Annotated in this window: 21 protein-coding genes and 1 riboswitch; of the genes, 8 read left to right on the forward strand and 13 right to left on the reverse strand. The window is 72.5% G+C overall.

The genetic code is table 11. The features are described from left to right. Window positions 1-8: 8 nt before the first annotated feature. Complete coding sequence (locus tag LQK93_RS01420) at window positions 9-2,948, reverse strand: DNA translocase FtsK 4TM domain-containing protein (RefSeq protein ID WP_374969799.1); 2,940 nt, start codon at window positions 2,946-2,948, stop codon at window positions 9-11. Between the two features lie 209 nt (window positions 2,949-3,157). Further along, window positions 3,158-3,284, forward strand: a riboswitch (SAM riboswitch). A 37-nt stretch (window positions 3,285-3,321) separates the two neighbouring features. Here LQK93_RS01420 and LQK93_RS01425 point away from each other — a divergent pair. Continuing rightward, window positions 3,322-4,806, forward strand: a complete 1,485-nt coding sequence (locus LQK93_RS01425; RefSeq protein ID WP_374969800.1) for an aminotransferase class V-fold PLP-dependent enzyme — start codon at window positions 3,322-3,324, stop codon at window positions 4,804-4,806. Window positions 4,807-4,843: 37 nt separating this feature from the next. On the opposite strand, the gene LQK93_RS01430 is transcribed toward LQK93_RS01425, so the two are convergent. The 5 genes from LQK93_RS01430 to LQK93_RS01450 form a co-directional block, all read right to left on the reverse strand. Continuing rightward, on the reverse strand, window positions 4,844-5,995 hold the full coding sequence (locus LQK93_RS01430) for an endonuclease/exonuclease/phosphatase family protein (protein WP_374969801.1): 1,152 nt from the start codon (window positions 5,993-5,995) through the stop codon (window positions 4,844-4,846). Window position 5,996: 1 nt separating this feature from the next. Next, window positions 5,997-7,682 (reverse strand): ribonuclease J, encoded by a 1,686-nt coding sequence (locus LQK93_RS01435; protein ID WP_374969802.1) that lies wholly within the window; start codon window positions 7,680-7,682, stop codon window positions 5,997-5,999. A 66-nt stretch (window positions 7,683-7,748) separates the two neighbouring features. Next, window positions 7,749-8,642, reverse strand: a complete 894-nt coding sequence (gene dapA / locus LQK93_RS01440) for a 4-hydroxy-tetrahydrodipicolinate synthase (RefSeq protein ID WP_374969803.1) — start codon at window positions 8,640-8,642, stop codon at window positions 7,749-7,751. Between the two features lie 234 nt (window positions 8,643-8,876). Then, entirely contained in the window at window positions 8,877-9,365 is a 489-nt protein-coding gene (locus LQK93_RS01445; protein ID WP_374969804.1) for a dihydrofolate reductase, read from the reverse strand. A gap of 28 nt (window positions 9,366-9,393) precedes the next feature. Then, a complete protein-coding gene (locus LQK93_RS01450) occupies window positions 9,394-10,209 on the reverse strand; it encodes a thymidylate synthase (protein WP_374969805.1) in 816 nt (271 codons plus the stop codon). Window positions 10,210-10,377: 168 nt separating this feature from the next. Here LQK93_RS01450 and LQK93_RS01455 point away from each other — a divergent pair, with 168 nt between their 5' ends. Further along, a complete protein-coding gene (locus LQK93_RS01455) occupies window positions 10,378-11,352 on the forward strand; it encodes a type IV toxin-antitoxin system AbiEi family antitoxin domain-containing protein (RefSeq protein ID WP_374969806.1) in 975 nt (324 codons plus the stop codon). 78 nt (window positions 11,353-11,430) lie between these two features. Here the strand turns inward: LQK93_RS01455 and paaE are convergent, their stop codons facing one another. Genes paaE through paaA form a run of 5 tightly spaced genes read right to left on the reverse strand, consistent with a single transcriptional unit; the run spans window position 11,431 to window position 15,357 of the window. Then, window positions 11,431-12,588, reverse strand: coding sequence for a 1,2-phenylacetyl-CoA epoxidase subunit PaaE (gene paaE, locus LQK93_RS01460; RefSeq protein WP_374969807.1), 1,158 nt, complete (start codon window positions 12,586-12,588; stop codon window positions 11,431-11,433). Then, entirely contained in the window at window positions 12,589-13,092 is a 504-nt protein-coding gene (paaD, locus tag LQK93_RS01465; RefSeq protein ID WP_374971430.1) for a 1,2-phenylacetyl-CoA epoxidase subunit PaaD, read from the reverse strand. Between the two features lie 11 nt (window positions 13,093-13,103). After that, entirely contained in the window at window positions 13,104-13,967 is an 864-nt protein-coding gene (gene paaC / locus LQK93_RS01470; RefSeq protein WP_374969808.1) for a 1,2-phenylacetyl-CoA epoxidase subunit PaaC, read from the reverse strand. After that, a complete protein-coding gene (paaB, locus tag LQK93_RS01475; protein WP_374969809.1) occupies window positions 13,964-14,302 on the reverse strand; it encodes a 1,2-phenylacetyl-CoA epoxidase subunit PaaB in 339 nt (112 codons plus the stop codon). The genes paaC and paaB overlap by 4 nt, the downstream gene beginning before the upstream one ends. Next, the gene (gene paaA, locus LQK93_RS01480; protein WP_374969810.1) at window positions 14,299-15,357 is read right to left on the reverse strand and encodes a 1,2-phenylacetyl-CoA epoxidase subunit PaaA; all 1,059 of its coding nucleotides are present in this window, start codon (window positions 15,355-15,357) and stop codon (window positions 14,299-14,301) included. The genes paaB and paaA overlap by 4 nt, the downstream gene beginning before the upstream one ends. 102 nt (window positions 15,358-15,459) lie before the next feature. Between paaA and LQK93_RS01485 the strand changes: the two genes are divergently transcribed. Genes LQK93_RS01485 through LQK93_RS01495 form a run of 3 tightly spaced genes read left to right on the forward strand, consistent with a single transcriptional unit; the run spans window position 15,460 to window position 17,074 of the window. Continuing rightward, window positions 15,460-16,077 carry a GNAT family N-acetyltransferase gene (locus tag LQK93_RS01485; RefSeq protein ID WP_374969811.1) on the forward strand — a complete coding sequence of 206 codons (618 nt, stop codon included), beginning with the start codon at window positions 15,460-15,462 and terminating at the stop codon, window positions 16,075-16,077. Next, a complete protein-coding gene (locus tag LQK93_RS01490) occupies window positions 16,074-16,763 on the forward strand; it encodes an AzlC family ABC transporter permease (RefSeq protein ID WP_374969812.1) in 690 nt (229 codons plus the stop codon). Before LQK93_RS01485 ends, LQK93_RS01490 begins: the two co-directional genes overlap by 4 nt. Further along, entirely contained in the window at window positions 16,760-17,074 is a 315-nt protein-coding gene (locus tag LQK93_RS01495; RefSeq protein ID WP_374969813.1) for an AzlD domain-containing protein, read from the forward strand. Before LQK93_RS01490 ends, LQK93_RS01495 begins: the two co-directional genes overlap by 4 nt. Before the next feature lie 19 nt (window positions 17,075-17,093). On the opposite strand, the gene LQK93_RS01500 is transcribed toward LQK93_RS01495, so the two are convergent. Beyond that, window positions 17,094-17,957, reverse strand: coding sequence for a rhodanese-related sulfurtransferase (locus LQK93_RS01500; RefSeq protein ID WP_374969814.1), 864 nt, complete (start codon window positions 17,955-17,957; stop codon window positions 17,094-17,096). 24 nt (window positions 17,958-17,981) lie between these two features. Further along, on the reverse strand, window positions 17,982-18,770 hold the full coding sequence (gene dapB / locus LQK93_RS01505; protein WP_374969815.1) for a 4-hydroxy-tetrahydrodipicolinate reductase: 789 nt from the start codon (window positions 18,768-18,770) through the stop codon (window positions 17,982-17,984). A 126-nt stretch (window positions 18,771-18,896) separates the two neighbouring features. On the opposite strand from dapB, the gene LQK93_RS01510 reads away from it, so the two are divergent. The 3 genes from LQK93_RS01510 to LQK93_RS01520 are packed head-to-tail and all read left to right on the forward strand — an operon-like array spanning window position 18,897 to window position 21,989. Beyond that, a complete protein-coding gene (locus tag LQK93_RS01510; RefSeq protein WP_374969816.1) occupies window positions 18,897-19,832 on the forward strand; it encodes a hypothetical protein in 936 nt (311 codons plus the stop codon). Between the two features lie 7 nt (window positions 19,833-19,839). Next, a complete protein-coding gene (locus LQK93_RS01515; protein ID WP_374969817.1) occupies window positions 19,840-20,691 on the forward strand; it encodes a polysaccharide deacetylase family protein in 852 nt (283 codons plus the stop codon). Further along, a complete protein-coding gene (locus LQK93_RS01520) occupies window positions 20,688-21,989 on the forward strand; it encodes a YncE family protein (protein ID WP_374969818.1) in 1,302 nt (433 codons plus the stop codon). The genes LQK93_RS01515 and LQK93_RS01520 overlap by 4 nt, the downstream gene beginning before the upstream one ends. Window positions 21,990-22,088: the final 99 nt, after the last annotated feature.

The following is a 22,088-nucleotide window of genomic DNA, read 5'->3' on the forward strand; positions in this document are numbered from 1 at the left end:
CCCGCCTGTCAGTAGCGCTCGCGACCGCCGCGGTCGGTGAGGTTCCAGGCGTCCTCGGACTCCTCGTCGTCCTCGTCGACCGTCGGCGTCATGTCTCCGGGCGTCCACCGTGCCGTCGGCAGGGCGGTCGTCTCGTCGTCGTCGAAGCGGTGCTCACCGCGCTCGGCGACGATCGCGGCGGTGCGCTGCGGGGCGGCGTCCGGTGCCGACTCGCCGGGCTCGTCGGCGTAGCCGGCCGAGACCTCCGGAGGCTCGATGTCGACCGGCGGGGCGGCATACGGCTCGGCGGGCTCGGCGACCTCGGGAAGGTCCTCGGACGGCTCGTTGGGGTGAGGCACGTCCTCGCCGCGCAGCAGCGCGAGGGTCTGCTCGAGGTCGTCGGGGCGCACGAGGACGTCGCGCGCCTTGGAGCCCTCGCTCGGGCCGACGACACCGCGCGACTCGAGCAGGTCCATGAGGCGGCCGGCCTTGGCGAACCCGACGCGCAGCTTGCGCTGGAGCATCGACGTCGAGCCGAACTGTGTCGTGACGACGAGCTCGGTCGCCTGCAGCAGCACGTCGAGGTCGTCGCCGATGTCGTCGTCGATCTGCTTCTTGGGCGCCGCGACGGTGACGTTCTCGACGTAGTTGGGCTTGAGCTGGGTCGTGACGAACTTGACGACCTCGTGGATCTCGGACTCGTTGACCCACGCGCCCTGGACACGCATCGGCTTGCTCGCGCCCATCGGGAGGAAGAGCGCGTCACCCTGGCCGATCAGCTTCTCGGCGCCGGGCTGGTCGAGCACGACGCGGCTGTCGGCGAGCGAGGAGGTCGCGAACGCCATGCGCGACGGCACGTTGGCCTTGATGAGGCCGGTGACGACGTCGACCGACGGGCGCTGCGTGGCGAGGACGAGATGGATGCCGGCCGCTCGAGCGAGCTGGGTGATGCGCACGACCGACTCCTCGACGTCGCGCGGGGCGACCATCATGAGGTCGGCGAGCTCGTCGACGACGACGAGCAGGTACGGGTAGGTCGTCAGCTGCCGCTCCGAACCGGGCAGCGGCTTGACCTTGCCGGCACGGACCGCCTTGTTGAAGTCGTCGACGTGCTTGAAGCCGAACGCCGCGAGGTCGTCGTAGCGCTGGTCCATCTCCTTGACGACCCAGGCGAGGGCCTCGGCGGCCTTCTTCGGGTTGGTGATGATCGGCGTGATCAGGTGCGGGATGCCCTCGTAGGCCGTCAGCTCCACGCGCTTCGGGTCCACGAGGATGAGGCGCACCTCCTCGGGCGTGGCGCGCATGAGGATCGAGGTGATCATCGAGTTGACGAAGCTCGACTTTCCGGAGCCGGTGGCGCCGGCGACGAGCAGGTGCGGCATCTTCGCGAGGTTGGCGATGACGTAGGCGCCCTCGACGTCCTTGCCGACGCCCATGACCATCGGGTGCTCGTTGCTGCGCGCCGTGTGGCTGCGCAGCACGTCGCCCAGCGCGACGTTCTCGCGGTCGAGGTTCGGGATCTCGATGCCGATGGCCGACTTGCCCGGGATGGGGCTGAGGATGCGCACGTCGGCCGAGGCGACGGCATACGCGATGTTCTTCGACAGCGCGGTGACGCGCTCGACCTTCGTGCCCGATCCGAGCTCGACCTCGTAGCGGGTGACGGTCGGGCCGCGGGTGAAGCCCGTGACGGCGGCGTCGATGTCGAACTGGTCGAAGACGTTCGTCAGCGACTCGACGACGCGGTCGTTGGTCTCGCTGCGCGTCTTGTGCGGCGCGCCGGGCGTGAGCATCGCCTGGTCGGGCAGGCGGTAGGTGATGTCGCCGCCGAGGCTGAGCTGCTCGACGCGGGCGGGCAGCTCGGACATGGGCGGCGGGATCAGCTCGGCCTTGGGACCGACCTTGCTCGTGTCGGGCGCGCCGAGGGTCTTCGGGTCGGTGGCGTCGATGACCTTCTCGCCCTTCGCGCCACCCGGGCGCGGGACGACGAGGCCGGGAGGGGTCGGGCGCTTCTCGCCCGGGCGCGGGCCGGACCCGTCGTCCTCGAGGGCCTTCTGCGCGGCCTGGCGGAAGGCCTCGTCGCCGTCGCGGTCGGCGAGGTCGACGGGCTTGCGGCGGGCCCGCTTGACCGCGGCGGCCGGCGCGTCGTCCGGCTCTGCGTGGTCGTAGCCCTCGTCGTCGGCGTGACCGTCGTGGATCACCAGGGCGCGCAGCTGGCGCAGCCGCGTGGGGATCATGGCGACCGGCGTGGCCGTGACGACGAGGAGCCCGAAGATCCCGAGCAGGACCAGCAGCACGAGCGCCCCGACCGGGGAGACCGCCGCCGCGAGGGGACTCGAGGCGAGGAAGCCGAGGATGCCGCCTGCGGCACGCATCCCGTTCGCGCCGTCGGGCGGGTTGGGGATGCCGTCGGCGAGGTGGGACAGGCCGCAGGCCGAGAAGGTCAGCGCGATGGTGCCGACGACGATGCGGTTCGTCGCGGCGTCGTCCTGGGGAGCGCGCAGCATGCGCAGACCGAGCGCGAGCAGGACGAGCGGGACGGCGTAGGCGACGCGCCCGAAGGTGCCGGCGAAGACCGCGTGCACGACGTCGCCGAACGTGCCGGCGACGCCCCACCACTCGCGGGCCGCCACGATGACGGCGAGCGCGATGAGGGCGAAGCCGATGCCGTCGCGGCGGTGCTCGGGCTCGAGGTCGGCGGCGCTGTGGCCGACGCGACGCACCGCTCCCCCGGCCAGGTGCGAGACGCCCATCCACGTGTTGCGCATCGCCCCGAGCGGGAAGGGCAGCCCGCCACCGCGGGTCTTGGACGCCCCCTTGGCGGCGGGCTTGCGGGCCGCCGGCTTGCGCGGGGCGGGCCGGGCGGAACGGGCTGCCGGCGGGCGTGACGAGGCACCCCCGGACGACCCCTTGGCGCGGGTGGCCGCGGCGGTGGTCGATCGCTGGGTGGTGGAGGGACGTGACGCCATGCTGGCACGGTACGTCAACGCACCGCTGAACTCACGCGTCACACGCGCACCTCCGGTGCCCGAGTGCCACGCACCCGGAACCGCGAGCCGTGTGCGGCGTGCCTCCTGGTCCGCAGGTGTGAGCGCGGGACGGCTCGTCGTCTCGGATGGCGACACGCCTGGACCACACGGTGGACAGCAACCGAAGGGCGCGCCTATCGTCCTGCGCAGGTCATGAGTGCCAGTGACAAGCCCCGGCTCGCTGGCCAGCAACCCTCCTCCGCGGTGGGGTGCTCCGGGTGACGACCAGGCCACCCTCGGATCCGTTCGCGGCATCGAGGTCGGCAAGCGCGGACCTGCACCAGGTGGGTCCCACGACCCCAGGAGCACTGAGATGTCGGTCCTTCCCTCCACCCACCCCTCGACCCGCCACGCGACCCGCCCTGCACCCTCCCCCTGTGGCGGCAGCTCGTCCGCACCGGCAGTGCGCACCCGCGCCCTGCACGCCGTCCCCGAGTCAGTCGGCGAGTCAGTCGGCGAGGCAGTCGCCGGGTCGGTCGCCGGGGCAGTCCCCGAGGCACGGTCGCTGCCCGCGGTCGTCGGCGCGGGACTGCGCGTGCCGACGCTGGGCGGCGAGACGGCATACGCCAACCTCGACCACGCGGCGTCGACGCCGGCACTCGAGACGGTCAAGGCGGCCGTCGACCGGGCGCTCGAGACCTACTCCTCGGTCCACCGCGGCGCCGGCTTCGCCTCGCGCCTGACGAGCGCGTGGTACGAGCAGGCGCGCGCCGAGGTCGCCGGGTTCGTGGGGGCCCGCGAGGGCGACTCGGTGGTCTTCACCCGCACGACCACGGACTCATGGGCGCTGCTCAGCAAGGCGCTGCCCAGCCGCACGACCGTCTTCGTGTTCGGCAGCGAGCACCACTCGACGCTCCTGCCGTGGGGACGGTTCCGCACGGTGCGCCTGCCGGTCCCGCAGACCCTCGACGACGCGTACACGCTGCTGGACGAGGCGCTGTCGGCGCACCAGTCACGGCACCGCCTGGTCGTCATCGCCGCCGCCTCGAACGTGACGGGCGAGGTGTGGCCGGTTCGTCGCTTCGCGCAGCTCGCGCACGAGCATGGTGCGCGCATCGCCGTCGACGCGGCACAGCTCTCGGCCCACCGCCGGATCGACCTCGCCGCCTGGGACGCCGACTACGTCGCCTTCTCCGGGCACAAGACGTATGCGCCGTACGGGGCCGGGGTGCTCGCCGGCCGCTCCGACTGGCTCGATGCCGGGACGCCGTACCTCTTCGGCGGCGGAGCGACGCGCGCGGTCACCGACGAGGGCACCGCGTGGGCGACCGGCCCCGCCCGGCACGAGGGCGGCAGCCCGAACGTCGTCGGCGCCATCGCCCTGGCGGCGGCCTGCGCGACGATCCGCCGCCACGCGGATGCCATCGAGGCGCACGAGACGCGGCTGCTCGAGACGCTGCGCTCGGGCCTCGCGGACGTGCCGGGTGTCGAGGTGCTCTCGATCTTCGGCGACGACAGCGACCGCGTCGGCGTCGTCGCGTTCACGGTCGAGGGCTGGGACTCGGCGCTGGTGTCGCAGGTCCTGTCCGCCGAGCACGGCATCGGGGTGCGCGACGGCAAGTTCTGCGCGCACCTGCTCGTCGACGAGCTGCTCGACGACCCGTGGGGTGAGCGCCCCGCGACCGCCGTACGCGCGAGCATCGGCCTGGGCAGCACCCTGGAGGGCGTCGACCGTCTCGTCACCGCCGTGGCGGGCCTCGTCGAGCACGGGACGGCGGCGACGTGGTCGCGCACCGAGGCCGGCTGGACCGTGGAGGGCGCCGACCCGCGTGACGTCGAGGTCGAGCGACCCTGGTGAGCGGGCGCCCTCGCGGCAGTGCCAGCGGTGGCAGCGGTCAGCCCCGGGGCAGGGTATAGCTCGCCCACACCGCGGCGTGGTCGGCGTGGTTGTAGGCCACCTGACCGGCGTCGACCACGGTGAGGCCCCGGCTGAGCACGTGGTCCAGCTGGACATACGCCGGCAGCCGCCGACCGGCGAAGGGCCAGGTGCGCACCCACCCCTGGCCGGCGGCGTGCTGTGCGTCGTCGAGACCCTCGGCGAGGTCGCGAAAACCCGGGTGGCCGGAGGCGGCGTTGAAGTCGCCGGCGAGGATGACGGGCTCGTTGCGCCCTGCGCCCTCCACCCACGTCTGGAGCGCCCTCAACCCCGCACGCCACTCGTCCGTGTCGCCCTGCACGGGCGCCACCGGGTGCGTGGCCTTGAGGCGCACTGTCCCGCGGCGCGTCGTGACGTCCAGCTCGGGTTGGGCGCTCGGGGTGTGCTCGCGGCCGGAGTCGGTCCCCGCGTTGCGCACCGAGACCGGGTAGCGCGAGAGCACCATCGTCCCCGTGGACGTGCCGGCCCGGGCCACACCTGCACGCCCGGTGAAGTAGTCGCTCGCCCCCGCCTCGTCCAGCCGGCGCAGCATCGCGGGTGTCGCCTCGGTCAGGACCAGCACGTCGACCGAGTGGTAGCGCACGGCCCCCATGAGCTGCGCGGCGTTGGCCGAGCCGATCCACACGTTGGCCGCCATGACCGTGAGGTCGCGGTGGGCCTTGGGCGAGGTCGTCGCCCGGAAGGCCGGCGCGGCCACCGTGGCCGCGACCGCGAGAGCCGCGACGACGGGGACCAGCACCAACCACCGGCGCAGCAGCAGCGTGGCGACCGTGAGCAGTCCCAGCCCCACGACGACGAAGGGCCCCAGCGTCTGGAGCACGACGACGGGGTAAGCCGTCGAGTCGACCCAGCGCAGGGCGCCGACCGCGACCAGCACGAGCAGGACCAGCGCGATGGCGACGTCCAGCCAGACGCGCCGACGTCGTCGCGTCCTCGGCTGGGCCGAGGGCACGTCGGACGCCCCGTGGTCGCCGGGGCCGCTCGAGCCACCGGGGCCGCTCGAGCCACCGGGGCCCCGGGGGTCGCCGGCATCGCGGGGGTCGCCGTCCGGCGCACGGCCCAGGTCGACCGACGAGAGCGCCCGTGCTCCGTCGCCATCCTCCGTGCCCACCTCAGGCCTGCAGCACGACCGGGATGATCATCGGCCGCCGACGGATCTTGCCGCCGACCCACGAGCCGACGGTCCGTCTAATGACCTGCTGCAACTGCTGGTCGTCGCGCACGCCGTGGGCCACGGCCTCCTCGATCGCACGCTCGACCTTGGGGATCACCTGCTGGAAGATCTCCTCGTCCTCCACGAAGCCGCGCGCCGTGATCTCGGGGCCGCTCGCGATCTTGCCCGTGGCGGCGTCGAGCACGACGACGCACGTGATGAAGCCCTCGTCGCGCAGGATGCGACGGTCCTTCAGCAGGGCCTCGTCGGCGCCGCCGACGCTGCTGCCGTCGACGTAGACGTAGCCGCACTCGACCACTCCGCTGACGGCGGCGTGGCCGTCGACCAGGTCGACGACGATCCCGTCCTCGGCGATCACGACGTTGGCCTTGGGGACCCCGGTGGACATGGCGAGCTGGGCGTTGGCGTACATGTGCCGATACTCGCCGTGCACGGGGAGGACGTTGCGGGGCTTGACGATGTTGTAGCAGTAGAGCAGCTCGCCGGCGCTGGCGTGCCCCGAGACGTGGACTTTGGCGTTGCCCTTGTGGACCACGTTGGCGCCGAGGCGCATGAGGCCGTTGATGATGCGGTAGACGGCGTTCTCGTTGCCGGGGATCAGGCTGCTGGCCAGCAGCACGGTGTCGCCGGGTCCGACGTTGATCCGGTGGTCGCGGTTGGCCATCCGGGAGAGCGCCGCCATCGGCTCGCCCTGCGAGCCGGTGCAGATGAGCACGACCTCGTTGTCGGGCAGGTTGTCGAGCTTCTTGATGTCGACGAGGATGCCGTCCGGGACCTTGAGGTAGCCCAGCTCGGCCGCGATGCCCATGTTGCGGATCATCGACCGGCCGACCAGGGCGACCTTGCGGCCGGCCTTCTCGGCGGCGTCGAGCACCTGCTGGACGCGGTGCACGTGGCTGCTGAAGCAGGCCACGATGATGCGCCGCTCGGCGTGGCGGAAGACCCTGTCGATGGCCGGCGCGATCTCGAGCTCGGGCGTGGTGAACCCTGGCACGTCGGCGTTGGTGGAGTCGGTGAGGAAGAGGTCGACCCCCTCCTCACCGAGGCGGGCGAAGGCGCGCAGGTCGGTGAGGCGGCCATCGAGGGGCAGCTGGTCCATCTTGAAGTCGCCGGTGTGCAGCAGGGTGCCGGCCTCGGTGCGCACGAAGACCGCCAGCGCGTCGGGGATCGAGTGGTTGACGGCCACGAACTCGAGGTCGAAGACGCCGAGCCGCTCGCGCTGCCCCTCCTTGACCGCCATCGAGTACGGGCGGATGCGGTGCTCCTTGAGCTTGGCCTCGACGAGGGCCAGCGTGAGGGTGGAGCCGATGATCGGGATGTCGCCCTTGAGCTTGAGCAGGTAGGGCACCGCCCCGATGTGGTCCTCGTGCCCGTGCGTGAGCACGATGGCCTCGACGTCGTCGAGGCGGTCTCGGATGTAGCTGAAGTCGGGGAGGATCAGGTCGACGCCGGGATGGTGGTCCTCGGGGAAGAGCACGCCGCAGTCGATGACGAGCAGGCGGCCCTTGGTCTCGAGCACGGCCATGTTGCGTCCGACCTCGCCGAGGCCGCCGAGCGCGACGACGCGCAGGCCGTTGTCGGGAAGTGCGGGGGGTGCGGTCAGCTCGGGGTGGGGGTGGCTCACAGGTGTCCTGTCACTCGGTGGTTCTGCCGGGCCGGTCTGAGGCTCCGGTCTGAGGTCGTGGGGCGGTCACTCGGCCGCCGAAATCGTCGAGACGGCCGCGCGCACGAGGGCGGTCTGCTCCTCGTCGGCCGGCAGGAGGGGCAGCCGCACCGTGGTCGACTGGATGAGGCCCTGCACGGCAAGGCCGGCCTTGGCCATGATGGCGCCCTGGGTGACGTTCATGACCGCGTCGACGAGCGGCGCGAGGCGCCGGTGCATGGCGCGGGCGTCGTCCCAGCGGCCCTCGACCACGGCGTCGGCCATCTCGCGGTATGCCGCGGGCGCCACCTGGGATGTCACGCCGACGAAGCCGACGGCGCCGTTGCCGAAGTGCGCGAGGTTCATGGCGTCGTCGCCGGAGTACCAGTCGAGGCCGGTCTCCTGCATCATCCGGCTCGCGAACCACAGGTCGCCGCGCGCGTCCTTCACGGCGGCGATGCGCTCGTGCTCGGCGATGCGCAGGTAGGTCTCACGGGCGATGGCGATGCCGGAGCGGCCCGGGATGTCATAGACCATGACCGGAAGGTCGCTGGCGTCGGCGAGCGCCGTGAAGTGTGCGACGAGCCCGGCCTGAGGCGGCTTGTTGTAGTAGGGAGTCACGGCGAGGACGGCGTGGGCCCCGGCCTTCGCGGCCAGTCGCACCGACTCGATGCTCTTGGCCGTGTCGTTGCTGCCAGCGCCGGCGATGACGACGCACCGCTCGCCGACGGCGTCGAGGACGGCCCGCAGGAGCGCGTCCTTCTCCTCGGCCGAGGTCGTCGGCGACTCGCCGGTGGTGCCCGAGACGACGAGCCCGTCGTGCCCGGCGTCGACGAGGTGGGTGGCGACCCGCTGGGCGGCATCGAGGTCGATGGAGCCGTCGGGGCGCATGGGCGTCACCATCGCCGAGAGAACACGTCCGAGGGCGGGTGCGTCAGCCATGCGCCCAAGGTTAGCGCCCGCGGTGCAGCCCACGGCGCGCCGCCACTGCCGGGGAGCCGGCCGACCGCCGGGCGACCGGCCCATTGCGCGGCCGAGCGCCTGCGTCCGATACGAGAACGAGGCACTACCCGCTCGGGGGTCCGGGTAGTGCCTCGCCACCCCTACATCGGCGCGGACCCGGGGGCCGTTACATCGCATTCGGGTTTTTCGTCCCCGAGCAGGTGTGTATGCCGTTCAGGACCGCCGGTCGTAGGTGACCCAGGCGAAGCCCGGCTGCTCGTCGCGAGCCGTCTCCTCCCAGTCGCTCGGGTCGATGTGGGGGAAGGTGACCGAGCCTCCCGGGGACTGGGCGACCTCGGTGACGAGGAGGCGGACGGCATACGGCATGGCCTGGCGGTAGATCTCTCCGCCGCCGACGACGAAGACCTGGCCGTCGCCCGCGACGAGGGCGAGCGCGTCGGGCAGCGAGTGCGCGACCTCGACGCCCGGTGCGCTCCAGTCCGGCTGCCGCGTGACCACGATGCTGCGACGCCCCGGCAACGCGCCCATCGAGTCGAAGGTACGCCGGCCCATCACCATCGGGTGGCCCATGGTCGTGCGCTTGAAGAACTTGAGGTCCTCGGGCAGGTGCCACGGCATGGTGCGGCCGTCGCCGATGACCCCGTTGCGCGCGACGGCGGCGATCATCGTGACCTCGGGCTTCGGCGCGGACGGCTCGCTCATGGCGCCAAGGCTCCCAGACCGGCGGACGTCACACGGCGATGGGGGCCTTGATACCGGGGTCGGCGACGTAGTCGAGCAGCTCGAAGTCGTCGAGGTCGAAGTCGTCGATCGCCTTCTTGTCGGGGTTGATCCGCATGGTCGGCAGCGGGTGCGGCGTGCGGGTCAGCTGCAGCTGCGCCTGCTCGAGGTGGTTGAGGTAGAGGTGCGCGTCGCCGAGCGTGTGCACGAACTCGCCGGGCTCGAGGTCGGTCAGCTGGGCGATCATCTGCGTCAACAGCGCGTAGCTCGCGATGTTGAACGGCACGCCGAGGAAGATGTCGGCGCTGCGCTGGTAGAGCTGGCAGGACAGGCGTCGGCGGCCGTCGGGGCCGGGCGGCGAGACGTAGAACTGGAACATCGTGTGGCACGGCGGCAGCGCCATGTCGTCGACGTCGGCGACGTTCCACGCCGAGACGATGAGGCGGCGGCTGTCGGGGTTGGTGCGGATCTGCTCGATGACCTTGGCGATCTGGTCGACGCGGCGGCCGTCCGGTGTGGGCCACGACCGCCACTGGTAGCCGTAGATCGGGCCGAGGTCGCCGGTGACGGGGTCGGCCCACTCGTCCCAGATCGAGATGCCGCGCTCCTGCAGCCAGCGCACGTTGGTGTCGCCGCGCAGGAACCACAGCAGCTCGCCGATGATCGAGCGCAGGTGCAGCTTCTTGGTCGTCATGGCCGGGAATCCGTCGGCGAGGTCGAAGCGCATCTGGTGGCCGAAGACGCTGAGGGTGCCCGTGCCGGTCCGGTCGGACTTCTCCTGGCCGTGGGTCAGGACATGGTCGAGGAGGTCGAGGTACTGCCGCACGTGCGGAAGCGTATCCCGCCGCACCCACACGGCCCGCACTTCCCGCGCGCCGGGCTGTGTGTGCAGCATTCGGGACCAGGCGCACGATCCCTGCACACAGCGAGCGCGCGGGGGCGATGCCTGTGCATGGGGCGCCCCTGGGGTGCAACCCGTCGGCACCATGGGGTCATGCGCGCCGATCGGATCCTTGAGGAGACGCCACGGCTCCGGGCGCAGGTCGCCGGGCAGGCAGGCCTCGTCACCCGGCAACAGGCGGTCGCGTCGGGTATCGGCGACGAGGCGATCCGATGGGCGGTGACGTCTGGTCGCTGGACGACCGCACACCCGGGCGTCTACCTCACCGCGCCTGGCCGGGAAGACTGGGAGGTGCGGGCCGTCGCGGCCCTGCTCTTCATCGGCGGCCCCGTCGCCCTCTGCGGGCCGAGCGCGGCCCTGGCCTGGGGCCTGAAGCGCCGCGAACCGGAGTCGGTCCACGTCATCGTCCCGGTGGGGCGTCGAGCGACCATCCGACCCGGCATCGAGGTCCTGCGGTCCAGGCGGTTCGACGAGCGCATAGACGGCTGGGCCTGGCCGCACCGCACCACCGTGGAGCACACCGTTCTCGACCTCGGCATGCGGGCACCGCTCGATCGAGTGCTGGCTGGCGCGGCTCGTGCGTGCCAGCAACGCCTGACGGACGAGGCTCGGCTCGCGAGCGCTCTGGACTCCCGGCCGGGGCAGACGCATCGCGCCATGCTTCGTGAGTGCCTGGCCGACATCGGGGCCGGTGCGGAAAGCGCGGCCGAGGTTCGCTACATCCGCGATGTCGAGCGGGCGCACGGCCTTCCGACCGCATTGCGCCAGCACGACCTCGGCGAGCGACGGCGCTGTGACAACCTCTACGTCGCCGAGCAGGTGGTGCTCGAGGTCGACGGTCGCCTCGCACACGACGGCTGGGGCGCCCGAGTCCGTGACGGCATACGGGATCGGTCGTCCGCCCGTGCGGGCCGACTCAAGGTGCGAGCGTTCTGGACCGATGTGGCGGTGACTCCGCGTGCACTCGCGGACGAGGTGGCCGACATGTTGCGGGCGCGAGGATGGCGGGGCACACCGCGCGTCTGCCGCAGGCCTGAGTGCGTCGTGAACCTCCGGGCTGCAGCATGACCGGCGATGTGTGCAGCATTCGGTGCCTGGGCACCGAATGCTGCACACATCGCCGTCTCAATGGCCCGACCAGAGCCGTCAGGCGTCGTAGTCGAGGCTGACCTCGTCAGTGACCGGGTGGCTCTGGCAGGCCAGCACGATGCCGGCCGCCACCTCCTCGGGCTCCAGCGCGTAGTTGCGGTCCATCCGCACCTCGCCGGCCACCACGCGGGCCCGGCAGGTGCCGCAGACGCCGTTGGTGCACGAGAAGGGCGCGTCGGGCCGGGCCCGCAGCGTCGCGTCGAGGATCGTCTCCTCGCGGCTCGGCATCGGGATCACCGTCGTCCGGCCGTCGAGGTTGACCGTCACGGTGGCCTCGGGCGGCCCGCTTGAGTCGACGACGACCGTGCGCCTCGGCTGGGTGCCCTCGTCGACGTGGAAGATCTCGTGGTGGATGTGCCGCGGGTCCACGCCCTGCCCCGTCAGCAGCGCCTCGGCCCCGGTCACCATGCCGAACGGCCCGCACAGGTACCACTCGTCGACCAACTCGACCGGCACGAGCGCCGCGAAGATCGCCGAGAGCCGCTCGGGGTCGAGCCGGCCGTGGAAGAGCTCGACGTCCTGGGCCTCCCGCGAGAGCACGTTGACGAGGTGGAAGCGCCCCGGGAAGCGGTTCTTGAGGTCCTCGAGCTCCTCGAGGAACATGATCGAGCTCGTCCGCCGGTTGCCGTAGAGCAGTGTCGCCCGCGAGCCCGGCTCCTCCTCGAGCGCCGACGTCAGCAGCGAGAGCACCGGCGTGATCCCCGAGCCGGCGGCAATGGCGACGTGATGGCGTATGCCGTCAGCCCGGGTCGCGCACGTGAAGGATCCCTGGGGGGTCATGACGTCCACGACGTCACCGACCGCGACGACGTCGTTGAGCCAGGTCGACATGCGCCCCTCGGGCACCCGGGCCGCAGCGACGCGCAGCCGGCGCCCGGTGGGGTCGGCGCGACGCGACTGGCAGATCGAGTAGGACTGCCGCACGTCCTCGCCCCCGATGGTGGCTCGCAGCGTGAGGTGCTGCCCCGGCTCGAAGGCGAACTCGTCGACGAGCTCCTCCGGCACCTCGAAGGTCACGGCGACGGCCTCGTCGGTGAGGCGCTCGACGGAGGCGACCGTGAGCGGGTGGAAACGGGCCCGGTGGCGGCCCGACGTCGCGGGAGCAGGAGCGCTCGCGACGGCCTCGGAGGCGGGCGGCGTGGTGACGTCGGTCATTCAGATGGCCTTGAACTCGTCGAACGGCTCGAGGCACGCGTTGCACCGGCGCAGGGCCTTGCACGCGGTCGAGCCGAAGTGGCTGATCTCGGTGGTGTCGCTGGAGCCGCAGTGCGGGCAGGCCACGACGTGGCGGCTGATCCCGACCGGCACGGGGCCACGCACTCCAGGCGAGCCCTCCGGCCCCACGGCACCGGGCGGGGCGATGCCGAAGCGGCGCAAGGCCTCTCGCCCTTCGTCGCTCATCCAGTCCGTGGTCCAGGCGGGCGAGAGCTGCGTGCGGACGTCGGCGGCATACCCCTGCCGTCCGGCCTCGAAGACGATGCGCGACGCGATCGCCTCCATGGCCGGGCAGCCGCTGTAGGTGGGCGTGATGGTGACGGCCACCGTGCGCGCCTGCTCGTCGACGTCGACGGTCCGCAGGATTCCCAGGTCGGCGATGGTGACGACCGGCACCTCGGGATCGGGGATGCTCGAGATCGCCCGCGCGAGAGCCGATTCCACCGCCACCGCACTCACCACGTGGCGCCCGGGTAGGAGCGCGCGATGTGCTGCAGCTCGGCGAGGAGGTAGCCCATGGGCTTGGAGTGGACGCCGGCTCGTCCGCCCCGCGAACGCCACGTCGACGGCTCGGGCGCGGACAGTGTGGCCTGCTCGACGACGCGCGCCACCCGGTCCACGACAGCGCCTCGCAGGCTCGACGGCAGCACGCCCACCCCGGCGCCGGCCGCCCCCACCGACGCCTCGTCGTCGTCGAACAGCTCGTCGAGGTAGGGCTGGACGCGCTCGAGCGCGGCCTGCATGCGCCGGTGCGACTCGTCGGTGCCGTCGCCCAGGCGCACGACCCAGAGCGAGGCGTGGTCGAGGTGGTAGCGCACCTCCTTGAGCGCCTTGCCGGCCACACCGGCGACGACCTCGTCGCCGGACCCGACCAGCGCGCCGTGCAGCTCGACCTGGCGGGCCGAGAACCACAGCAGCCGGGCCATCTCGTCGGCGAAGTCGCCACGCTCCTGCTCCACCAGGTGCACGTTGCGCCAGTCCCGCTCGCTCCGCTGCATCGCGAAGTCGTCCTCGCCGCGCCCGCTCCCGTCGATGGACCCGATGTAGGGGTAGAGGGCGCGCGCCTGGCCGAGGAGGTCGAGCGCGATGTTGCCGAGCGCCATGTCCTCCTCGATCTGCGGTGCGTTGGTCATCCACTCGGCGAGCCGCTGGGCGTAGACCATCGCGTCGTCGGCGAGGCCGAGCAGGTACGCGGCATGCGGCTTCGTCGTGCTCTGCCCGGCGGCGGCAGCGACGTCAGGGCCGGTTGCGTGCTGCTGCTCCGACCGGGGTTCCCGCGGAGCGCCGGCGCGAGGCGGAGAGCTCTGTGGGGTCGTCACAGGTACTCGACATCCTCGGGCACGTCGTAGAAGGTCGGGTGCCGGTAGACCTTGTCGGCGGCCGGGTCGAAGAACGAGTCCTTCTCGGCGGGGCTGCTCGCCGTGATGTCGTCGGCCTTGACGACCCAGATCGACACGCCCTCCTGGCGGCGGGTGTAGAGGTCGCGGGCGTTGCGCAGCGCCAGCTCGGCGTCGGGGGCGTGCAGCGAGCCGACGTGGACGTGCGAGAGACCGCGCTTGCCGCGGACGAAGACCTCCCACAGCGGCCAGCTGCGCTCCGTGCGGGCAGGGGACGGCGCCCCGGCCTCGGTGGGCGGGGGCGTGGCTCCGCTCACGCGGCACTCTCCTTCTGCTGCCCCTTGGGAGCCTGCTTGGCGGCATACGCGTTGGCGGCCTCGCGGACCCAGGCCCCGTCCTCGTGGGCCCGACGGCGGTGGGCGATGCGCCCGGCGTTGCAGGCACCGTCACCGCGCAGGACGCGCCAGAACTCGTCCCAGTCGATCTCGCCGAAGTCGTAGTGGCCGCGCTCCTCGTTCCAGCGCAGCTCGGGGTCGGGCAGCACGATGCCGAGCCTCTCGGCCTGCGGCACCATCATGTCGACGAACTTCTGGCGCAGGTCGTCGTTGCTGAAGCGCTTGATGCCCCACGCCATCGACTGCTCGGTGTGCCCGCCCTTGGCCGCCTCCCCCGTGTCGGGTGGGCCGAACATCGCGAGCGCCGGCCACCACCAGCGGTCCGCGGCGTCCTGGGCCATCGCCTGCTGCTCGGAGGTGCCGCGCATCAGCGTCCAGAGGATCTCGAAGCCCTGCCGCTGGTGGAAGCTCTCCTCCTTGCAGACCCGGATCATCGCGCGGGCGTACGGGCCGTAGGAGCAGCGGCACAGCGGCACCTGGTTCATGATCGCCGCGCCGTCGACGAGCCAGCCGATGGCGCCGCAGTCGGCCCACGTCAGCGTCGGGTAGTTGAAGATCGAGGAGTATTTCTGCCGGCCGTCGTGGAGCCGGTCGAGCAGCTCGGCGCGGTCGACCCCGAGGGTCTCGGCGGCGGAGTAGAGGTAGAGCCCGTGGCCGGCCTCGTCCTGCACCTTGGCGATGAGGATGGCCTTGCGGCGCAGCGACGGCGCCCGGGTGATCCAGTTGCCCTCGGGCTGCATGCCGATGATCTCGGAGTGCGCGTGCTGGGCGATCTGCCGGATCAGCGTCTCGCGGTACTTCTCCGGCATCGCGTCGCGCGGCTCGATGCGCTGGTCGGCCGCGATGAGGGCGTCGAAGTCGTCGCCGACCGTCTCCCGCCGGTTCCGCTGGTCCTGCTGTGCCGCGGCCGCGTCGTACGCGTCCGTCTCGGCCGCGTTCAGCGGTTGCGTCGGGTCGATGACGTCGTTGCCATACATGAGTCCAGTATGCGAGATGCGGCCGTGAGCGTCCAAAGCCGGGGCCGCCGGGCGGCAGGAGCCGTCGCCGGCCGGGCGGGGGGCGCCTGAGAAGATGCTGGGGTGGCACACGACGAGCAGAGCCCCCACGGTCACCACCACGACCACGACCACGAGCACGGCCACTCCCACGAGCCCGGGCCCGTGGCCGATGCCAGCGTCCGCGTCGCCCGGGTCTCCGATGCACCGGCGGTCGGCCTCGTCCAGTCGGTGATCTGGCGGGAGGCGTATGCCGGCGTGCTGGCCGAGGAGGTCCTCGCGCAGCTCGAGCCCCGCGCCTTCGCGAGCGCCTGGCGCTCCTCCCTGGGTGACGCGCCCTCCGGCGACCACCTGCTGCTCGTGGCGTGCGCCGGCGAGCAGGTCGTCGGCTTCGCCGCGGTGGGCCCCTCCCCCGACCCGGACGGCGAGAAAGCGTCCGAGCTGCTGGTCCTGGGCGTGCACCCCGACGCCCGCCGGCAGGGCCACGGCTCGCGCCTGCTGAATGCGGTCGTGGACACCGCTCGCGGCCGCGGCGCCGACGAGCTGACCGCCTGGGTGCTCGCCGACGACGAGCACACCCAGGGCTTCCTCGCCGCGGCGGGACTCGGGGTCGATGGCGCCCAGCGCGAGCGCGTCGTCTCCGAGGACGGCCGGACCGCCCGCGAGGTCCGGATGTCGGCGGGCGTGACGGGGCAGGAGTGACCGCGGCCCCCGTGCCCGACGCCAAGCGGGCGATCGTGCGACAGAGCCTGTCCGTCGGCGTCGCCACCGGCGCCTACGGCATCAGCTTCGGCGCGCTCGCCGTCGCCGCCGGTCTCAGCACCTGGCAGGCGATGGCGCTCTCGCTGCTGATGTTCACCGGCGGCTCGCAGTTCGCCTTCGTCGGGATCATCGCGAACGGCCTGGGCGCCGCACCTGCAGCCATCGCGGCATCGTCCATGCTGGGCATCCGCAACGGCCTCTACGCCCTCGAGCTCACCCACCTGCTCGGTGTCCGCGGGGCCAGGAAGGTGGCGGCCGCGCACCTGACCATCGACGAGTCCACGGCGGTGGCAGTGGCCCAGCGCGAGGAGCGCACCTCGCGCCTCGGCTTCTGGCTCACCGGGCTGACGGTCTTCGTCCTGTGGAACCTCACCACCCTCGCCGGCGCCCTCATCGGCAACCTCATCGGTGACCCGCGCACCTACGGCCTCGACGCCGCGGCCTGCGCCGCGTTCACCGCCCTGCTCTGGCCCCGGCTGCGCAGCCGCGACGCGGTCGCGATCGCCGTGCTCGGCGCCGTCGTGGCGGTGGTGCTGTCGCCGACGATGCCACCCGGCATACCCGTCGTGGCGGCAGCAGCGGCGTGCCTGCTCGCCTGGCGCAGCCCGAGGGCGGCGCAGTCGTGAGCCTCTGGACCGCCATCCTCGTCGCGGCCCTGGTCGCCTTCGGCACCAAGCTCGCCGGACACCTCGTGCCCGCCCACCTGCTCGAGCAGCCACGGGTGCGACGGATCACCGGCGCCCTGCCGATCGCGCTGCTCGCGGCCCTCGTGGCCACCCAGGCCTTCACCGGCCCCGGCGGCACGTTCGTGCTCGACGCACGCGCCGTCGCCGTGGCCGTCGCGGTCGTGGCGCTCCTGCTGCGGGCGCCGTTCCTCGTCGTGGTGGTGCTCGGTGCCGCGACGGCGGCCGCCCTGCGGGCGCTGGGCTGGGCCTGAGACGTCCGGCCGCCAGCCCTCAGGAGTGCGCGTCGCAGACCGGCTGCAGGGGACGCCGGGGCAGGTCCTCGCGGTTGTGCATCCGGCTCGTCGGGACGTCGCACACGTGGCAGCGGGCCAGGTGCGCGGCCTCGTCGCTGAACGCGACGCTCATCCGCTCGTCGAAGACGTAGAGGTGTCCCTCCCAGAGCCCGCGGTCGCCACGCTGCTCGCCGTAGCGCACGATGCCGCCGTCGAGCTGGTAGACCTCCTCGAACCCGCGTGAGCGCATCAGGCTCGTCAGCACCTCGCAACGGATCCCGCCCGTGCAGTAGGTCACGACCGGACGCCCCCGCAGGTGGTCCCACCGTCCCGAGTCGAGCTGCCTGACGAAGTCGGCGGTGTGCCGGATGTCCGGCACGACGGCGCCGCGGAACCGGCCCAGCTGGGCCTCCACGGCGTTGCGCCCGTCGAGCAGCACCACCTCGTCGCCGCGCTCGGCCACCAGGCCGTCGAGCTCGTCCGGCGTCAGGCGCGCGCCTCCCCCGACGACGCCGCCCTCGTCGACGACCACCTCGTCGGGCACTCCGAAGGAGACGATCTCCTCGCGCACCTTGACGAGCAGGCGCGGGAAGTCGACGCTGCGGCCCTGGGCGTCGAGGCCCGTCCCGTCGCTCCACTTCACGTCGATGTCACGGGACGGCGCGTACTCGCGGGTCTTGCGGACGTACGCCTTGAGCACCGTCACGTCGCCGCCCACGGTCGCGTTGATCCCGTGTCGCGACAGCAGGATCCGACCGCGCAACCCGAGGCCCTCGCACAGGTCGCGCTGCCAGAGGCGCAGGGCCTCGGGGTCCGCGAGCGGCCGGAAGGCGTAGAAGAGGACGACCTTGGGGATCGCCACGTCAGGCCCGCCGCACGACGGCGCTCACGCCAGGCCGAGGTAGTGCTCGAGCCCGATCGTGACCCCCGGGTGGTCTGCCACGGCGCGGACGGCCGCAACCACTCCCGGCATGAAGCTGCCGCGGTCGAACGAGTCGTGTCGCAGCGTCAGCATCTCCCCGGCGTTGCCGAGCAGGACCTCCTGGTGCGCCGTGAGCCCGCGCAGCCGCACGGAGTGGACCGGTATGCCGTCGACCCGGGCACCGCGGGCGCCCTCCGGGTCGTGCGTCGTGGCGTCGGGCACGGGCGCGCAGCCGGCGTCGGCCCGGGCGGCGGCGACCATCGCAGCCGTGCGGGCGGCCGTCCCCGAGGGCGCGTCCACCTTGGCGGGGTGGTGCAGCTCGATCACCTCGACCGACTCGAAGAAGGGAGCCGCCTTGGCTGCGAAGGACATCATCAGCAGCGCGCCGATCGCGAAGTTCGGTGCGACCAGGACACCGACACGGTCGCCGACCGCCGGCGTCGGCGCGGCAGCCACCTGCGCGCGCAGCGTCTCCAGCCGCTCGTCGTCCCATCCCGTGGTGCCGACGACGACGTGGACGCCCCGCTCGACGCAGTGCGCCACGTTGGCCGGTGAGGCTGCCGGCACGGTGAGCTCGACCGCCACGTCCGCTCCCCCGAGGTCATCCAGGTCGTCGGCGGAGCCGTAGGCGCCGACCAGCGACAGCCCGGCGGCCGCCTCGATCGCGCGGACGGCCTCGGAGCCCATCCGTCCCCCGGCACCGATGACGGCGACCTTGAGGTCACCGGAGGGCTGGCCTGTCGTGTCAGTCACCGGCCCAGCGTAACGAGCAGCGCGGGCGCCGGACGGGCCACGTCGAACCCGGCGCCGTCGGCCACGAAGGAGGCCCGGGCAGGTGCTGCGCGACGCACACTGGGAGGGTCCGCGGAGGTGGTTGCAATGGTCGTCTCTGTGCGGAGCGGAGGTGTCCCGGGTCGGCTGCGCCGCGCGGCCCTGCTCTCGGTGATGGCCCTCGGGGCCGCCCTCGCCCTGTGGGCTGCATCGGGAGCGCCTGCCGCGGTGCTCTTCGGCAACGACGTCTCGTGGCCACAGTGCCCGACCGCGGTCGGCGGCTATGCGCAGCCGATGCCGCCCGACACCGCGATGTTCGTCGTCGTCGGCCTCACGAAGGGCCGGGCCTTCACCGAGAACCCTTGTCTCGCGAGCCAGGTCCAGTGGTTCGGTGACCGGTCCAAGCCCGCCCAGGCGTACACGATGGCCACCTTTCCGACGGCCGCGCAGCAGGCGGCATACGGCTCCCGCGGCCCGTGGCGGGCGACGCAGCGGGCGGCGCGGCTCTCCAACGTCGGCTACGCCGAGGCGAGGTATGCCGTGAGCACCCTCGGGAAGGTCGCGTGGCGTCCCCCACTCGTCTGGGTCGACGTCGAGACGCACGCATCGCGGCCGTGGCCGACGAGCACCGCGACGCAGCATCGCGAGAACCGCTACGTGCTCGAGGGTCTGATGCGCGGGCTGCGTGAGGCGGGCTACCCCTACGGGGTCTACTCCAACGCGTCGGGCTGGCGGGAGATCACGGGCTCCTGGAGGCTGCCGGGGGTGCCGGTCTGGGCCACGGCGGGCACCCTCGACGACCCGAACGAGGCGCTGGACCGGTGCACGCGGCCGAGCTTCTCGGGCGGCAAGGTCTACCTCTCGCAGTGGTGGGACTCGACCCGCGACTACGACAGCACCTGCGGCACCTACGCCTTCACGGCCCTGCCCATGCCTGCGTCCACGCTGTCCACCAGCACCGCGGACAGTCCCCGGAGCCTGCTGCAGGCGTCGCCTTCGGCGCCACGGCGTGTCCCAGCCGAAGTTCAGCAGTTGTGGGAATGATGCCCCCGTGTCCGAAGAGAATCCCGTCGTCGGTCGACGCGCGCTGATCGGCGGAGGCCTGGCCTCCGCCGTCGGGGTCGGCCTCAGCGTCGCCGCGTGCTCCCCGAGCAGCCCCCAGCCTGAAGCGTCCTCAGCCTCGTCGACCACGGCCGGGAGCCCGGCCGCGGCCCCCACGCCCAACGGATCCTCCTCCGGCAGGCCAGGGACGCCGGGATCGGGCGCCTCCGCGACGGACGCGGTACCCGCGCTGCTGCGCACGCCCGGTCCGGACGTGCGACACGGCCCGACCTCCGTGCGCGCCGTCGCCCTGACCTTCCACGGTGCCGGCGACCCTGCTCTGACCCGGCGTGCCCTCCGGATCCTGGCCGACCAAGGCGCCCACGTGACGGTCTTCGCGGTCGGCACCTGGCTCTCGGACCACCCGGATCTCGGCCGGGCGATCGTGGCGGCCGGGCACGACCTCGGTAACCACACCTGGTCGCACCAGACGCTCCCGCGGCTCTCGGCTGCCGCGGCCAGGGACGAGATCGAGAAGGGTGCTCGGGCCGTCGCGGCCATCGACGGCTCCTCCCCCTACCTGTTCCGGCCCTCGGGCACGCCGACCTCCACCCCGACCATCCGGACAGCCGCCCGCGCCAGCGGCTACGCACGGTGCATCTCCTACGACGTCGACCCCGCGGACTACCAGGACCCGGGCGCAGCGGCCGTCGCCGCCCGCACCCTCGGCGGCGTGCAGCCCGGCTCCATCGTCAGCCTGCACCTCGGCCACCCCGGCACGATCGACGCCCTGCCGACCATCCTGCGAGGTCTCGGGTCCCGGTCCCTCCAGGCCGTGGCGATGACTAGGTTGGTGGCATGAACCAGGCGAGAGCGCGCCGTGCCGGCGCTGGTGCGCTGGGCGCGGCCACCCTGGTCTCGCTCGTCCTGGCTGCGTGCACGAGCCCGCAGACGGGCACGGAGACCCAGACGTCGGTCAACCGCACGACGAGCAGCTCCCACCCGGCCGCCGCCACGTCGTCCGGCTCCTCCACGCCGTCCGGCTCGGCCACGACCACGGGCACGGCTGCGGACGGCGCCGCCCGGACCCTGACCGAGCCCTACCTGCACACCGGCGCCAATGCGCTCACCGGAGCGGCCGTGCACGCCAGGCGGCTGGTCTACGTGCCCAACCAGATCGCCGGCACCCTCGAGATCATCGACCCCCGGACGCGACACGTCGTCAAGCGCGTCCGCGTGCCGAGCTCACCCGAGCACGTGGTGCCGAACTGGGACATGACCCGACTCTGGGTCAACTCCGACAAGGGCGACGCCCTGACGCCGATCGACCCGACGACCGGCGCGGTGGGCAAGCCGGTCGCCGTCCGCGACCCGTACAACCTCTACTTCACCCCCGACGGCCGGTACGCGCTCGTCATGGCCTCGCGGTTCCGGGCCATCGACGTGCGCGACGCCCGCACGATGAAGCTCGTGCGCTCGCTGCCGGTCCCCGCCTGCGCGGGCGTCAACCACGCCGACTTCACCGCCGACCTCAAGACGTTCGTCGCCAGCTGCGAGTTCAGCGGTCGGCTGCTCGTCGTCGACGCCGCCGCCACCCGTGTCAAAAAGGTGCTCGACCTCAACCAGATCAAGACCCCGGGGGCCACGCCGCCGAACAGCCCCATGGGTGGGCCGCGCATGGAGCTCGCCAAAGGCGCGAACGCGATGCCGCAGGACGTGCGGCTCACCCCCGACGGCAGGCGGTTCATGGTCGCCGACATGCTGCGCAACGGCGTCTGGTTCCTCGACGCCAGCACCTTCCGCATCGACCACTTCGTGCACACCGACATGGGCGCCCACGGCATCTACCCCTCACGCGACGCGCGCCGGATCTTCGTCTCCAACCGCGACGCCGGGACGATCAGCGTCTTCGACGCGGCCACCGGCCGGCCCGCCACGACGTGGAGGCTGCCGGGGCACGCGACGCCCGACATGGGCGGTGTGACGGCCGACGGCAGCCAGCTGTGGCTGAGCGGTCGCTACAGCGCCGAGGTCTACGTCATCGACACCCGCAACGGTCACCTGATCTCGCGGATCCGCACCGACTCGGGCCCCCACGGGGTCCTCGTCTGGCCCCAACCGGGCCGCTTCTCCCTCGGCCACACCGGCAACATGCGCTGAGCGGCCTGCCAGACGGCAGACGACTGCGTATGCCGTCCGCCGCCGACAGTGGAGCGGCCCGTCACCCCTTGAGGTGACGGGCCGCTCGCGTGGTTCGGA

The organism is Terrabacter sp. BE26 (assembly GCF_041941675.1).
GTDB lineage: Bacteria > Actinomycetota > Actinomycetes > Actinomycetales > Dermatophilaceae > Terrabacter.